Here is a 15,205-nt window from a genome sequence, read left to right as displayed (position 1 = left end):
TTGTACAGCTTTTCTGCTGCGATAGAGTTTCCCGTCCTCATCGGGTGAGCCCTTCCAGGGGGCTTTCTCGCTCATACTGTAAAATGATTAAACCGGCCAGCACAAGCACACAACCCACGCTCTGCCAGAGATCCAGCGTCTCTCCCAACCAGAGAAACGCGATCAGACCGCCCGCCACCATTTCCAGATTCGCCACAATACCAACGCGTGTCGGATTGACCCGTTGCAAGGCTCCGAGATGCAGAGCGAACGGAAGCGCCATCCCGAGAATGCCAACAGCCAGAATCAACAGCCCATTCATCCCGCTCCAGGTTGTCGCGGGAATTGTCCAGGGCGGCTGTACGCAGAACCAGATCAGCGCGGCAATCAACGAACCATAGGCTGTAGCCGCCAACGGAGACATATCGCGACTCACGCGCTCGCCAAGCAACAGATACGCGATAAAAAAGAGCAGCGATAGCAACGCAAAAAACAGGCCCCAGGGATCTAACGAGCGAAAATCGGCGCGCCAGATGCCCGTGAGAAGCAGCAACCCCCCAAAGGCACAGACCAGCGCCAGCAAAACATGAACGGTGGGGAGCTTGCGTCGCCAGATCGCTTCACCAACCGTCATCCAGGCGGCAGCACTGAACTGAATGGTCAGGGCAATCGCGATCGGCAAGCGACTGATCGCCATAAAATAGGTAAATGTGACCAGCGCCAGCGTCACACCAAAGGCAAGGAGCCATCCCAGGGATCGAACAGGCACCCGCAAGGAGCTCCGAAGCCCGGGAAGCAGAACGATCAGCAGGCACAGGCCCCCGATCAGCGTCCGAAACGCTGTCAGCGTAATCGCCGAGACGCCTCCCGCGAAAAGAGGCTTTGAAATATTGCCATTCAAGCCAAAAAGAAGAGAGGCGGTCACCACCATCAGGTAACCAACCAGACGGGCAGACGGTTTCCGTCTCTCTCTTCCTCTGCGCAGCATCATGAGATCTGCCCACCACACAGACTACAGTAGCGTCTATTCGTTTGCTCCCGGCCACAATGCGGGCAGCGCACCAATTCAGTTTCTTCACCAAGCGGGGAGGTTGTGCGTCGGCTCCCGCTGGTATCAGGGGGAGGCGTGACAGGACCGGTTGTATAGCCAGGGCGCCACATGCGTGGATAGCGTCCTTCAAGGATATCCCCGTATTCACGGCTGCCTGCCCAGTCAACAATCTCACGCGCCCGCACAATAATCAGCGGATGGCTCACCGGTGCGATCAGTAACAGCTTGTAGAAGCGGTCCAGCATATTTGCATCGACATCGTTATAGAGGTCGGCCTGTTTCAAGAACTCGCGAGCATTCATCTGATCACGCTGGAATAATGTGCCTCCGGCAAGCTTCATCATCAAGGACAGCATTACATCTGGATCCTGCACTACCAGCATGGCCGCACGATCGGCCGTAAACTCTGATTTGCGGTCCCATTCCAGAAAGGCCCCTTCCAGCGTGCGCCCGATAATGCGTCCGATACCGAGCGTCATATCACCGACAATGGAGAGTATCGCGCCGATGCTCCTCGCCATCGTCTTATACAGAACATGCCCCGACTTGATATGACCCAACTCATGGGCGAGAACTGCCATAATCTCATCATCGTTCATCATATCAAGCAGCCCGGTCGTTACCACGATAAAGGGGTTATCATGGCCGCTGGTATAGGCATTGGGCACCGGGTACTGTGAAACATAGAGCTCAGGTTCCTGAACATCAAGGATCTCACAGGCATCCTGCAACAGACTATGGAGCTGCGGGCACTGTCTGGGCGTTACCTGCACCATCTGGGCAACATGCTGAATATGGGAAATACGTTCCGGAACCAATTCGATAAATTTGCGTACAACAACATCCAGCCCCGGCACTTTTTGTAGAGCATTCAGGGCCGCGCGATCATATGGATGTTGAAGCGCAACCGGGTCAAGATCAGGGAAGCGACGCCGCTCCGCTGGCTGAGCAGTGGTCATAGCATCTCCTTTTCTATTGCACTATCCTGAGAGCGGATCGGGGATCTTTCCGAAGGCCCCGAAAGAGCTTTCAAGCATTTATGCAGGCTGTTTTACATCAAACTCCACCATAACAAAGGGAAGCTTGAAATGTGCAACTGTATGAGCCCACAAACGGATAGCCTGCGCTACTATTTCGTTATCTCTCGGTTGAGATAATCTATCCCGTGGTCCCAGTTGTGGAATAAGCACACGAATACACCACGTGCCATTTTTACGCTTCAGTTCCAGAGGAGTTGCAACCCGCAAGAGCGAGGCTACCCGAGGGGACTGACGGTGGACAAATGGTACTATATCCGCCCAGAATTCCAGCAGTAGCGCAACAAATTGAGAGGAAAACTCATCATAGTGATAACGGGGCTGTTTCTGATGTTCCACTGGTGGGGCCTCCTCATCGAGTATCTTTCTGAACTCCGCTCAAGTATATCACATCATCCCTCCCTTTGCGGCTTTTACCATCTTTCAACGTATTACCTCTACAAGGAGCGAGGAAAAAGCCGTTACAACTTCCACCATTGACTATGCCACTCTCGTGCCCGAGTCAAGGCCTCCTGTGTCTCCTTGAGCAGGATCGTTGCGCTCGTCTCCAGCTCATCAGCCCCATCATAGAGATCAACAATCCCAAGATCCACACCAATGAGCGGCTCGACGGCTGCCGCGGTACAGAATGGAACATAGGGAGCGCTATAGCCACCTGCCTGTAACATTACCAGACGCCCATCACATACCTCTTCCGCCAGTTGCACCATCTGCCGGGATATCTGCCGAAAGCCATTCATCGTCATCATCAACTGAGTGAGGGGGTCCAACCAGCTTGGGTCCTGACCTGCCGTAATCAGAATGAGCTGCGGACGAAACTGTCTCCCGATTGGGACGACAAGCTGTTCAAAGGCCATCTGATAGCCCTTATCTCCGGTTCCGGGAGGTAAGGGAATATTTACGGTCAAGCCCGCGCCCGCGCCCTGCCCAATCTCTTCCAGATTGCCGGAATCCTTCGGGTACCAGTTTTGCTGATGAAGCGAGACGAACAACACATTGGGGTCATCATAGAAAGCATCTTGTGTGCCATTGCCATGATGTGCATCCCAGTCGACAATCATCACACGCTCAAGCCCGTAGCGCCTCCGTGCATAGAGAGCTGCCAGCGCCGTATTGTTAAAGATGCAGTAGCCCAGTCCCTGATTACGTGTCGCATGGTGGCAAGGAGGACGCAACAGTGCGTAGCAGTTGCGAACCGTTCCCGCCATGACTGCATCAACCGCATTCAATGCGCCGCCAACTGCATAAAACGCCGCTTCCAGCGAGGTGGGTTTGATTACCGTATCCTCATCGACATATCCCCATGCGCCCTGAGAAGGGCCACCGGCTGCATATGCCTTGATCCCTTCTATATAGTCGCGTGTATGGAATAAGGCCACCTCGTCTTCGGACGCTGCACGCGCTTGTAGCGGCAGCATCATGGATGCCAGACCGGATTTTACCAGAAACTCATGTGTACGACGGGTAATAGTTACATCCGAGGGGTGAGGCTCAGGCGCAAGCTCAAAGGTGCGGTCACGCAGCCTGACCGTTGTCTCCACCCCACTATCATGAGCAAGAAAGTGCGTGTCAAAAAGAAAACCGGTACGAAACTTTTGCACAGTCAAAGCAATCCTTTCAGCGAGGGTTAGTAAAACACGCACCTAGCATATCATATTTTTTCGATAAACTCCTTCTCGCCGCACCAATCAAAAAAGACCGCTCGTTCTATGAGCTGTCTTGTCAGCGAGCTACTCCTGAACCACATAGCTTGGATCAGGGCGAGCCCCCAACCAGAGATAGGTTTGTCCATCCGACTCTTTGCGCTTCTCATGGATCTCCTGATCCAGCTCCTCGGCTGGAAGCGCCGTCAGAGCATCGCTTAAAGAGCAGCGCACACTGTTCTGAAACCCCTCGACGGTTGCCCGGCTCTCACCTTCGTCAAGGCGAGCATTGAGATAGTCGCGTAACCGCATCTGATAAAACCTCCTTTTTCTTTCTCATTCTGGCAATTCTATTCAGATTCACGCTTTCCCTGTGCCATATGTGTCTTGATTTCGATTACCATTACGAGCCCCTTATGAAAGAATAGGAAAGCGGTGTAGTGTTTGGAGGCAGACTGAGCGAGCAGGTTCTCGTCATGCTGCTGGATAGCAATAACAAAGCAGCTTCTTTTTTCTCCTGCCGCTTCTGTTATAATTGAGAGGCACACAGCTATTACCAAACCTATATGACTGTTCAAGCGTCCCAATCTCTGACGCGGGCAAAAGGCGATTTTTTATTCCAGTCTTTGAAATTCGACCAGAAGGGAGGCTTCAGTGTACTGAAAAGGAGGGGATCAAACGTTTAACTATCAGGATCGTATTTCGTACCTTTTCCCAGTAGGGGATTTCGTAGCGCACTAATCTAAGATCATCAAAGAATTTGTTCACAGTATTTGCCCTGCCAGCTTTTTTCTAGTGGGTCTGATCACCTTCCGACACGATGGAGCAACATGCTAAAAGACCAGAAAAGGAAAATCATCCCACATCGGTTTGTGAACATGTACATGTTCCGGCAAGTGGTGTATAATGCGAATGCAGGCATGCAAAGCGACCGAGACAGGGATGGTGCAGACAAAAATGTGTATCAGAGACAGCAACTGCTCCAGACCCTTACTCCGTTCGGCAGGCAAAGAGGGAGACTTCTTCAATGATAGAGACCGTTCCATCTGGTACCGTTCTTCATGGACGATATCGCATCGAACGTGTGCTGGGCAGCGGTGGGTTCGGACACGTTTATTTGGGATTAGATCTGACAACATCACTGCATTACGCAGTGAAGGAATATTTAGTTACAGGGGCAAGTGGGCAGGAACAGCTTAAACACGAAGCCAACGTGTTGAATCAGTTGCATCACCCCAACCTCCCCGCTCTCCAAGACGCATTTATGGAGCGGGGTCGTTATTATATGGTTTTGAACTATATTGAGGGGAATGACCTGACCGACCTGATTCGTATTGCACGCCAGCGTAACGATATCGTTCCTATCTCACGTATCATGGGCTGGCTACTGGCTATCTGTGACGCCGTCCATTTCCTACATAATCAACGGCCCCCTGTGATTCACCGCGACATTAAACCCGACAATATCCGTATCACCTCGGATGGGACAGCGGTACTGGTTGACCTGGGAAATGCGAAAGCAGCCGCCGATGGCGCGCGCACGCTTTTCTTTATTCGCCACCAGGGCACTCCTGGCTACGCGCCACCGGAACAATACCCCGGTGGGGCCGGTACTGATATCCGTTCAGATGTATACGCTCTCGGTGGGACTCTCTTTTTTGCTCTCACAGCTCACGAACCCCCAAGCGTCTCTATACGGAATCAGGCCATGCAGCAGGGCCGACCTGACCTGCCAACTCTGCAAGAGGTCCTCGCGAATAACCCGCCCGAGGAGACCCCGGAGCAGCAGGCAGCGCGTCAATTCAGGCTTGGTGGGCCAAAACCCGGAAAACCGGCGCCTCGTCATATTCGTCATGTTGCGCAGCTCGGGACCCTCCCTCCTCAACTGCTGCAACAACTCAACAAGGTGATTCAGCGGGCAATGGCTCTGCGACCCAAAGACCGTTATCAGTCGGTCGCTGATTTTGCCCATGATCTCAAAAAAATTCTGTCGGCCCTCCCGCATCCGCCACAGCCGCCACAGCCTACCAAGCAGGATCACAGCACACAGCCTGCACTGGATATGGTCTATGAGCAGATGATGGCCGATGGAAAGATCAAACAGGGCTCGCCCGATACGGCAACTTCGCCGATGCCCGATCATTCGACGCAGGCGGCGCATTGTCCACGATGCAATGCGCCGCTTCAGCCGCATACCCAGCGCTGCCCAAACTGTGGAACAACTCTTTCATCGCAACCAACACCAATGAACACAGCTCAGCAGGGTGCAGGCGACCAAACCTTGTTCATTAAACAAAATAACGGGATCTTCCAGCAAGCTCAGGCAGCTTATCAGGCTCAGTCAGCCGCCCCTGCCGCCACCATGCCAAAACAGGCACAGACACCGGGGTTCTCTGGCCCAATTCCGGCTCAGTCGGCCTCCGGCCCCCATTCCAACCAGATGATGTACGCCTCTGGCGGGCAAACCGGTGCACAACCGAGAAGTCACGCGCCAGCCTCTCATTCTCAACCCAGATCGAGACTTATCATCCTAGCTCTGGTTGCAGTGGTGGTTCTCATCCTGCTCATTGGTCTCTTCCTTGTGCTCAAATAGCGCAGCGTCACAACGAAATCATCCCAAAAAAGAGACAGCAGCATCCATCGCGAGAGGAAGTGATGCTGCTGTTCTTTTGGCTTGTTATGCCCACATTTCTTGAAGAGATAACCGAATGCGCTCGAACCAGGCCGGAAGCGCTGCCGCCCACTCAAGGCGTTCCAGTACATCTTCAATGATCGGCTCCTCTTGTTCAGGGCGCTCGTAAAAGAGATCTTCCAGCGGGCCATTCATGGTTGCGATTGGTGTGATAATCTGAAGGGCATCGGCCAGCAACGCCGCTTCGCCCTCTGCGGGCGGATAAATCTGCCCATAGGCATCGAGGAACACACGCAAGCGCTCCGGTTCAAAACCTCGCTTCACCAGAGGACGCGTCAGAGAGCTGCCCGGCAGCCAGGAGAGACCACTAAAGTAGAACAGAGCAAACGCCAGCTCAAAGATCCGCTTCTCCCAGCGAGACGCATCAAAGCCCGTGACAGCGGTCACATCATCCGACGAGAAGCGCAGATTCAACGGATGATAGTCCCCGTGAATATGAAACTCGGGCAGGTTGCGCGCCCCACCAATGGAGACCATCGCTGAGGGAAGCATCTTTTCCCATTGCTCTACCAGATGTTGCATCGCGGAAGAGAGCGCGTAGACCTCGGTCTGTTCGGCTCTGGTCCGGGCCATTGCCAGCCAGTTCTGTACCATCGCCCCGATATGCGCTTCGGCAGGCCAGCGGTACTGTGGTCCCTGATAGCGCCGCGAGGCCTGATGTAGATGAGCAAGCATCGCCGCGGCCTGCGCCGTCCACTGTATACCACGCAGGCTCATCGAGCTAAAGAGTTCGCCTTGTGGCACTCCCTGAAGCTCAAACGTTTCGCCATCTACCATAACATACGGCTGCTGATCGGGCGCCAGCCGAAACGGGGGAATGGGAATACCGGCATCACGCAAATAGTGCTGAAACGCATAGCGATGCCCATAGTCTTCACCCAGGGGATTCTCAGGGCGCTCACGCAGCAAATACCGCTCCCCCTTGATCTCAACCAGCAAGCCCAGGCTGGCCGCGGTCGAGCTATCAGCGGGTCCCAGGTTCTCCCAATCCCGCACGCCGAAGGCCTGCATTACCCGATTCGGGTCAAGCACTTCTTCCTGTATCTCGTTCCTATCCGTCCTCTGTTCTTCCATCTTACCTTCAAATCATCTAGACTTCGGTCGGCAAATCCTGACGTACTCCCCACTCGTTCCAGGAGCCATCATAATTGGTCAATCTGGGATAGCCAAGCATTGCAAGGCTAAAGAGGACCGTTGTTGCCGCCACACCGCCATTACAATACGCAACAACACGATTATCGGGCGCGACCCCCGCAGATTGAAATATCTGCTTGAGTTCATCATTGCTGCGAAACGTCCCGGTTACGGGATCAATCAACTCCTCGCGAGGAATATTCAACGCCCCGGGGATATGGCCCGCCCGCCCGGCTCCACGAGTGACAGAGCCGTCATATTGTCCCTGATCGCGTGCATCAATAAGCTGAATACCCTTCTGCCCGATCATCTTCAAAACGTCTTCGGCGGTAGCACGCAGTTCAGCCTGCACGCGTGGCGTAAAGGTCGCACGCGAATACGAGGGAATGACGGTATCCAGAGGCCGCCCTTCGCGCTTCCACTTGGGCAACCCTCCATTGAGCACCACTACCCGCGTATGTCCATAGTAGCGTAACGCCCACCAGAGGCGCGTAGAGAACTGGGAAGCGGGATGAGCATCATAGGCAACTACAAGCGTCTGATCGCCAATGCCCAGGCGCTCCATTACCTCTGTGAAGCGTTCTGGCGGAGCAATCTGCGCCTCTACCGGATCGTCATGGTTCACGATGTCGCTGCTCCAATCGATATAGACCGCGCCAGGGATATGCTCCTGCTCATACTCATCGCGGGCACCGACATAGAGCGCGTCCTGTACTTTCTGACCTTGCTCGTTCTCCCGCTCAACGGTACGAACATAGCCACGCATATCAACGATGCGAATCTGTGGGTCATGGAGATGCTCTTCAAGCCACGACGTTTCTACCAGAAATTGATTGCGTCCAGTCTCCAACATGAGCCCCCTTTCTATGCAAAGAGTCCAGATGCGTCTGGATTCTCAGTCCGAACGAAATGCGCATTGGCTCCGAATACCTTCATGGGTTTCACCTCAAGAATACGCATGGAGGAATTGGGCGTCTGCGTTGTCACAAAGCGCTGAATGGTCAGTCCTAACGGACGAGCAAGCACCAATGCCGCCGTTGAGGCCAGGATCACATTATTGGCGGTGCTATATGGGCGTTTCAAGCGGGCAATTGCCATCGCCGCCAGACCAGACAGAATACCCGCAACCGCCAGATTCGTGCCACAACGCTCATGAACAGCCATATCTGGATGAGTGGTACGCAACAGGTGCAGGGCCTCCTCTGCCGCAGGCAGAATCGCCTCCGTCGGCACATTGCCAAAGGCGAAAAAACCGGCAGCAAACGAAATACCGGAGAGGCGCACTTCTGGATATTGACGCGATAAGAGAACAATCGTCGCATGCTCTAGCGCATGGTTCTGCTTGACCGCTCCACCCAGAAATATCTGCTGTGTCGCTTGTGCAATCGGATTCATAAGCATCACCAGATCCTTATAGAGTATTCGGACCAGGCTCTAACAGCCTGTCCTCATCAAAGATAGGTTATAGAAAACACGACCACCTCATCACCAAAGTTGATTCGGTCTCCATCGTTCAAGACGACTGGATGCGTCAGCCGCATATTGTTCACGAAGGTGCCATTTGAGCTGCCCAGATCGGCCAGAATCCAGCGCCCATCTGCAAACCAGAGGCGAGCGTGGCGCCGCGAAACTGAAGGGCCAGCGATAATCAGATCGCATCCGTTTGTGCGCCCGATAGTTGTGATGACATCCTGATGGAACCGAAACGAGCGCCCGGCCATCGCGCCACTCTGAATCGTCAGCCGAGCCAGAGGAGCGCGTCCGGTATGGTCAGTATAACGATCATGAATCACATCGTTATCTGCCAGCTTATAGCCGCAATAGGTGCAAAAGTGTCGTGTTCGAGGGTTCAACGCCTCACAGCGGAAGCAGGTGATTGGCGCATCGGGAGGCAGTTGCGGACTACTCGTCGGCGGCAAAGAGCCAGAAACCCGAGGAATGTTTCCCGCAAGATCATATTGAATCGGGGTCCCAATCCGCCAATGACGCGAAACAGAGAGATTGCTTGCAGCCAGAGCGTTTACCAGCGCTTCGATCAACGCTTCTGCCGTCTGGAAGCGATCAGCAGGCTGCTTCGCGGCCATCTTCGCGACGACATGGACAATCTGTGGCGGCACACCGGTCGCCAGCAACTGCTCAACGGGTAGAGGTTCATTGACGTGCTTCAGCGTGATCGACAGGGGATTTTCAGCAACAAAAGGAACACGTCCTGTCAGGCAATGAAAGAAGACGATCCCCAGAGAGTAAATATCACTCCGACGATCCACGGCCTGCCCTGTTCCCTGCTCAGGAGACATATACTGAGGGGTACCGATCCCGGTTCCAACGCGGGTAAGATTGGTTGTGCCCTCAAGAATCTTGGCAATGCCAAAATCCGAGAGCAACAAATGTCCATCTCTACGCAAAAGCATATTTGCAGGCTTCACATCACGATGCACGATGCCATTGCGATGGGCACAATCCAGCCCCTCGGCAGCCTGAATAATAAAGTCTGCCGCTTCCTGCACGGACATAGGTTTCTTGAGACGGTCCTTGAGCGTTCCCCCATCAACATACTCCATCACGATATAGGTAATACCGTCTGTTTCGCCAAAATCATGTATCTGAACAATATTGGGATGAGCAAGCTTGGCAACAGAACGCGCCTCCTGTTCAAATCGCTTGATAAAAACAGGCTCACGCGCATGATATGCCGGTAACACCTTTACGGCAACATAACGGTCGAGGGTGGGCTGATACGCTTTAAACACGGAGGCCATACCACCGGCACCGATTCGTTCTACAATCCGAAAGGAACCGAGAGTCTTTCCAATAAGTGCACTGGCATCGTCTCCCTCAGCCGCTCGACGAGGATAAACGTTCTCTGGTTGCATACCCCTGACAACTCCCTCTGTTTCTGCCCTTTTTCTCTCACTCTCGCGACACGCTGTGTGCCCGCTCCCCGCCATAGCTGGCAGAGAGGGGCACTCGTCTCCAGTAGAAAAGACAGAATCTGCGGCAATAGGCAGAAGCAGAACTGTGATGAAAGGACAGTGTTGCTTTTTCTACTTGATTATACAGATTAGAACGTTCCCTGTCGAGGGAGATCAAACCCTTTTAGCCTTCAAGCAACAGCGTTTCAGGGTCTTCAAGCAGCTCCTTGACCTTCACCAGGAACCGCACAGCTTCACTACCGTCAACAATGCGATGATCGTATGAGAGTGCCAGATACATCATCGGGCGAATCACAATCTGGCCATCAACAACAACAGGTCGCTCTTCAATTTTGTGCATCCCTAGAATGCCAACCTGTGGACCGTTTAAAATAGGCGTTGAAAGCAGAGAGCCAAAAACGCCACCGTTTGTAATAGTAAACGTGCCACCTTGCAGTTCTTCCAGGGTCAGCTTACCAGCACGAGCCCGTTTCGCCAGATCAGCAACATCACGCTCTATCTCCGCAAAGCTCTTCCGATCTGCATCGCGCACTACCGGGACAATCAGCCCTTCCTCAGCGCCAACCGCGATCCCGATATCATAGTAGTGCTTGATAACCATTTCGTTGCCCTGGATCTCTGCGTTCAGACGAGGGAAGGCCTTCAATGCCCCAACGACGGCCTTTGTGAAGAACGACATGAAGCCCAACGAGACATTATACTTCTCCTTAAATGCCTCTTTGCGCCGCTTACGAACATCCATAATCGCGCTCATATCGACCTCATTAAAGGTCGTCAACATGGCTGCCGTATGCTGCGCTTCTACCAGCCGTTGCGCGATCGTCTGTCTCCGCCGCGACATGCGCACACGCTCCTCACGCCGATATGGCGACTCGGGCGCCATCAGTGGCGGAGCAGCAGGGCGTGGCGGTGTTGGCCTCTCCGGCGGGGGCGGAGGTGCCGTCACAGGAGCGGTGGGCTGTTGCGCGTTCTGTTCAAGGTACTGAATGACATCCTCTTTGGTCACTCGACCATGCGGGCTGCTCCCCTTGATCTGGGAGATATCCACATTGTGTTCAGCCGCGATACGTCGTGCCAGGGGCGAGGGCGGACGCTGATTCTCGCTGACAGTAGCAGCGGGCTGAGGTTTCTCGACTTCTCCAGGAGGAGCCGCAGCCGGTTGCGCAGCCTCACCGATCAGGCCAATCACCTCACCGATTCCGACGGTGTCGCCTTCATGCTTCAGAATCTTTTGCAGCACACCATCCTGATCGGCGGAGACCTCCACGTTGACCTTATCCGTTTCCAGTTCGGCCAGGGTTTCGCCGCTCCGAACTGGATCACCTTCCTTTTTTAGCCAGGATGCAATAGTTGCATCGACAATTGATTCACCCAGTGATGGTACACGAATTTCAGTGGACATGCTTTCCTCCGGTCTGTTTTACTGGTAAGCCGGAGGCTTCCGCTACAATGCGTTCCTGTTCGGCAACATGCATATCGAGATAGCCAACAGCGGGGCTGGCATGCTCGGGACGAGAAACAACTTTTATCTCCAAAGACTGGCCTACAAGGTTTGCAAGATGCGGATACATATAACTCCAGGCTCCCATATTACGAGGTTCTTCCTGCACCCAGATAATTTCTCGCGCATTCGGGTACTGCTCCAAAACCTGCTTCAATCTGCGGGCAGGGAAGGGATAGAGCAACTCAACTCGCACAATCGCCGTATCGTCGCTATGCGCACGGCTCTCATGCGTAAGCAGATCAATCGCGATCTTGCCGCTACAGAGCAAGATGCGGCTGATCCGTTCTCGGTGTTCCTGCGCTTTTTGGTCATCGATCACCGGCTGGAAGGAACCATGTACCAGATCCTGCAAGCGGGATGTTGAGAGCGGATGACGCAACAGACTTTTCGGCGTCATCACCACCAGCGGGCGCGGATACCGTTCTAGAAGATGCGCCTGCAAACGCAGTAAATGGAAGTACTGCGCCGCAGTCGTACAATTCGCTACACGCCAGTTGTCGTCCGCAGCCAATTGCAGAAAGCGTTCCAGACGGGCGCTGGAATGCTCAGCTCCACCTCCTTCATAACCGTGAGGAAGCAATAAAACAAGAGATGAGTCCTGCCGCCACTTGGCACGTCCGGCGGCGATAAATTGATCGATAATCACCTGAGCCACGTTAGCAAAGTCACCGTACTGGGCCTCCCAGAGCACCAGGGCGTCCTGCGCACGCACGCTATAGCCATACTCGAAGCCCAACACTCCGGCCTCGCTCAATGGGCTGTTAAAAATGGAGAACGACGCCCGGGCATCCGAGAGGTGCTGCAACGGGATATAGACGCTGTTATCATCCTGACTGTGCAGCACAGCGTGGCGATGCCCAAACGTGCCCCGTTCGGAGTCCTGACCGGTCAGGCGAATCGGTGTGCCATCAGCCAGAATAGACGCAAAGGCCAGCGCTTCGGCCTGCCCCCAGTCAATCCCGCCCTCCGGGCCAAGCGTATTCGCACGACGCTGCAAAATGCGGGCCAGCTTGGGATGAGGCTGAAAATCTTTCGGCCAAGTCAGCAGTTCCTCATTATATGTAATGATCTGTTTCTCGCTGAGGGGCGGCGGAACGAGGTCCTCATCATCAAGCGTCACCTCTTGCTTCGGCAGGTTGTTGGCCTCGGCCTTGATGCCATAGACACCGTGCTCGGCTTCTTTCTTCGCTCGCTCCAGCACCTCATATGCCTCATTCACCTGCGCCTGGGCCTCTTCCTCGGTCAGCATACCCTCCTTAATCAGGCGACGCGCCAGCAGCTCACGAACCGTCGGGTGCTCGCGGATCAGCTCATACATATGGGGCTGCGTAAAGGCGGGCTCATCTCCCTCGTTATGGCCCCACCGCCGATAGCCAACCAGATCAATCAACACATCCTTATGGAACTGGTCTCGATAGGCATGGGCGATACGAACAGCGGTCAAACAGGCATAGGGATCATCGGCATTGACATGAATGATAGGAATATTGAAGCCTTTCGCCAGATCGCTGGCAAACAGTGTAGAGCGTGAGTCGCTTGGTTCCGTTGTAAAGCCAAGCTGATTATTAACGATAATATGAATCGTGCCGCCAACCCAGTAACCGCGCAAATGCCAGAGGTTCAGGGTTTCTGCAACAATTCCTTCGCCCGGGAAAGCAGCATCACCGTGTATCAGGATGGGAAGCGTGTCATCAACGTCCAATAGAGGAGAACCAACCACGGAACGGATCTCCTGCGATGCGCGCGCCATGCCCTCAATCACGGGATCCACAAATTCAAGGTGACTTGGGTTCGGAGCAAGGGTGACTTTCAGCCCGACAGAGGCACTTTCACCCAGGATCTGTTCAGCGCCCAAATGATACTTCACATCCCCCGACCAGCCATGCCCGAAACTATCGGTCAGCATGGAATTCTCATCCAGTTTGGTATGCGCGAATTTCGCCAGGATCTCGGCATAGGGTCGCCCCAGGATATGGGCCAGTACACTCAGACGGCCCCGGTGTGCCATCCCGATCATTACGTTTTTGGTCTCTGAGTCGATGGCAGCCGAGATAATCTCATCCAGCATAGGGACAAGAACATCCGTGCCCTCAATCGAGAAGCGCTTCTGCCCGGGGAACGTTTTATGCAGATAGCGTTCAAATGCTTCAACCTGAGTCAGGCGTTTCAGCAGGCGCTTCGCATCCTGTGGACCGGGGTCTCTATGGAAGAGCCGCAAGCCAACAGCGTCGCGGAGCCAGCTACGCTCATCAGGGCTTTTCACTTGATCAAATTCATAACTAATAGTGCCAGAATACATCGCACGAAGCGCATTGATCGCTTCCAGCGCGTTACTGGCCCCCTCAGCAGCATGACCACCGATCACCGTAGGCGGCATCTTCGCCAGAATATCGTTCGTCAGGCCATAAGTTTCCGGCAATAGAGCGGGATCGCCTAACGGTTCACTCCCAAGAGGATCAAGGTGTGCGCCAAGATGTCCACGTTCACGAATGGCATGAGCAAGGGCCGAAGCCTGCACGATATTCTTGACATCCTCTACAGGTACATAGCCAAGCGCCGCCCGGGCTTCAGCAGCCTGCGACGTGGCCTGCGCCTCCTGTTCAGGTCGCCAGGAATCAAAAACGGCCCTGGTGGCCTCGTCAACAGATAGGGGGTCATGCTTATACCGTTCGTATAACTCCAGAACATATCCGGCATTGGGTCCATAAAAAGCTTTTAAGTTGTACATAACGTTCCTTTTTACGTTGACACAAGTACCGCTTTTAGCTCTTATCTCAAAGCAAAGCTCACCATCGAGTAGGTTGCTTGTGTCTGATTTACAGCTTGTTTTCTACCCACCCCTATGGTATCATAGCTGTGCGAGACATTGAATATTTACAAACAAATAATCCTACCAACTGTTATAACGAACACCATAGTATACCCGTTACAGAATTACTGAGGCAAGCAAAAAACAGTCTGCCCGGTAATTGAAAAGGCTAAGATGGAGCCAGTAGACTCGCTCTTTCTCTGGTGCAGAGAGTCCGGGGTTGGTGCGACCGGAACCAGAAAGCAAGTCGAATATCACTCCAGAGCCGCTCTGCTGAAAACAGAAGAGTAAGCAGCGCCGGAGCCTCCCCGTTATCAGAGAGGATGTAATCCAGATCCTGGAATACGCGAAACGAAGTGAGCCAGTGCCTCATTGCCTGGCTAAACAGGGTGGTACCGCGGGAGCTCCTCTCGTCCCTTGATA

At 53.9% G+C, this 15,205-nt stretch carries 12 protein-coding genes and 1 other annotated feature; of the genes, 1 reads left to right on the top strand and 11 read right to left on the bottom strand.

The window, feature by feature from the left end:
* Positions 1 to 37: 37 nt before the first annotated feature.
* The 5 genes from KTH_RS31255 to KTH_RS31235 form a co-directional block, all read right to left on the bottom strand.
* Complete coding sequence (locus KTH_RS31255) at positions 38 to 970, bottom strand: EamA family transporter (RefSeq protein ID WP_111321495.1); 933 nt, start codon at positions 968 to 970, stop codon at positions 38 to 40.
* Positions 967 to 1,989: a M48 family metallopeptidase gene (locus KTH_RS31250; RefSeq protein ID WP_111321497.1), complete on the bottom strand. Its 1,023-nt coding sequence runs from the start codon at positions 1,987 to 1,989 to the stop codon at positions 967 to 969. The genes KTH_RS31255 and KTH_RS31250 overlap by 4 nt, the downstream gene beginning before the upstream one ends.
* Before the next feature lie 78 nt (positions 1,990 to 2,067).
* Positions 2,068 to 2,406, bottom strand: a complete 339-nt coding sequence (locus KTH_RS31245) for a hypothetical protein (protein ID WP_111321499.1) — start codon at positions 2,404 to 2,406, stop codon at positions 2,068 to 2,070.
* Positions 2,407 to 2,528: 122 nt separating this feature from the next.
* Positions 2,529 to 3,668: a class II histone deacetylase gene (locus KTH_RS31240; protein ID WP_111321501.1), complete on the bottom strand. Its 1,140-nt coding sequence runs from the start codon at positions 3,666 to 3,668 to the stop codon at positions 2,529 to 2,531.
* Between the two features lie 129 nt (positions 3,669 to 3,797).
* Positions 3,798 to 4,022, bottom strand: a complete 225-nt coding sequence (locus tag KTH_RS31235; RefSeq protein ID WP_111321503.1) for a hypothetical protein — start codon at positions 4,020 to 4,022, stop codon at positions 3,798 to 3,800.
* Between the two features lie 715 nt (positions 4,023 to 4,737).
* On the opposite strand from KTH_RS31235, the gene KTH_RS31230 reads away from it, so the two are divergent.
* Positions 4,738 to 6,303: a protein kinase domain-containing protein gene (locus KTH_RS31230; protein WP_111321509.1), complete on the top strand. Its 1,566-nt coding sequence runs from the start codon at positions 4,738 to 4,740 to the stop codon at positions 6,301 to 6,303.
* Between the two features lie 84 nt (positions 6,304 to 6,387).
* Here the strand turns inward: KTH_RS31230 and KTH_RS31225 are convergent, their stop codons facing one another.
* The 6 genes from KTH_RS31225 to KTH_RS31200 form a co-directional block, all read right to left on the bottom strand.
* A complete protein-coding gene (locus KTH_RS31225) occupies positions 6,388 to 7,476 on the bottom strand; it encodes a phosphotransferase enzyme family protein (RefSeq protein ID WP_111321511.1) in 1,089 nt (362 codons plus the stop codon).
* A 16-nt stretch (positions 7,477 to 7,492) separates the two neighbouring features.
* Positions 7,493 to 8,389: a sulfurtransferase gene (locus KTH_RS31220; protein WP_111321513.1), complete on the bottom strand. Its 897-nt coding sequence runs from the start codon at positions 8,387 to 8,389 to the stop codon at positions 7,493 to 7,495.
* A gap of 11 nt (positions 8,390 to 8,400) precedes the next feature.
* Positions 8,401 to 8,931, bottom strand: a complete 531-nt coding sequence (locus KTH_RS31215; protein ID WP_497622791.1) for a DUF6391 domain-containing protein — start codon at positions 8,929 to 8,931, stop codon at positions 8,401 to 8,403.
* Between the two features lie 56 nt (positions 8,932 to 8,987).
* Positions 8,988 to 10,409: a protein kinase domain-containing protein gene (locus KTH_RS31210; RefSeq protein ID WP_170142521.1), complete on the bottom strand. Its 1,422-nt coding sequence runs from the start codon at positions 10,407 to 10,409 to the stop codon at positions 8,988 to 8,990.
* 223 nt (positions 10,410 to 10,632) lie between these two features.
* Positions 10,633 to 11,871 (bottom strand): 2-oxoglutarate dehydrogenase complex dihydrolipoyllysine-residue succinyltransferase, encoded by a 1,239-nt coding sequence (gene odhB, locus KTH_RS31205; RefSeq protein WP_497622789.1) that lies wholly within the window; start codon positions 11,869 to 11,871, stop codon positions 10,633 to 10,635.
* Positions 11,861 to 14,701, bottom strand: coding sequence for a 2-oxoglutarate dehydrogenase E1 component (locus tag KTH_RS31200; protein ID WP_497622787.1), 2,841 nt, complete (start codon positions 14,699 to 14,701; stop codon positions 11,861 to 11,863). The genes odhB and KTH_RS31200 overlap by 11 nt, the downstream gene beginning before the upstream one ends.
* A gap of 243 nt (positions 14,702 to 14,944) precedes the next feature.
* Positions 14,945 to 15,203: a binding site (T-box leader), on the top strand.
* Positions 15,204 to 15,205 lie beyond the last annotated feature (2 nt).

It is taken from the genome of Thermosporothrix sp. COM3 (genome assembly GCF_059696735.1).
This window is presented reverse-complemented; position numbering and strand designations above follow the sequence as displayed.

Bases quoted from the DNA above. Each gene is read 5' to 3' on its own strand.
- KTH_RS31235 (WP_111321503.1), bottom strand. From the start codon at position 4,022: ATGCGGTTACGCGACTATCTCAATGCTCGCCTTGACGAAGGTGAGAGC.
- KTH_RS31200 (WP_497622787.1), bottom strand. From the start codon at position 14,701: ATGTACAACTTAAAAGCTTTTTATGGACCCAATGCCGGATATGTTCTG.
- KTH_RS31255 (WP_111321495.1), bottom strand. From the start codon at position 970: ATGATGCTGCGCAGAGGAAGAGAGAGACGGAAACCGTCTGCCCGTCTG.
- odhB (WP_497622789.1), bottom strand. From the start codon at position 11,871: ATGTCCACTGAAATTCGTGTACCATCACTGGGTGAATCAATTGTCGAT.
- KTH_RS31225 (WP_111321511.1), bottom strand. From the start codon at position 7,476: ATGGAAGAACAGAGGACGGATAGGAACGAGATACAGGAAGAAGTGCTT.
- KTH_RS31220 (WP_111321513.1), bottom strand. From the start codon at position 8,389: ATGTTGGAGACTGGACGCAATCAATTTCTGGTAGAAACGTCGTGGCTT.
- KTH_RS31215 (WP_497622791.1), bottom strand. From the start codon at position 8,931: ATGAATCCGATTGCACAAGCGACACAGCAGATATTTCTGGGTGGAGCG.
- KTH_RS31230 (WP_111321509.1), top strand. From the start codon at position 4,738: ATGATAGAGACCGTTCCATCTGGTACCGTTCTTCATGGACGATATCGC.
- KTH_RS31210 (WP_170142521.1), bottom strand. From the start codon at position 10,409: ATGCAACCAGAGAACGTTTATCCTCGTCGAGCGGCTGAGGGAGACGAT.
- KTH_RS31250 (WP_111321497.1), bottom strand. From the start codon at position 1,989: ATGACCACTGCTCAGCCAGCGGAGCGGCGTCGCTTCCCTGATCTTGAC.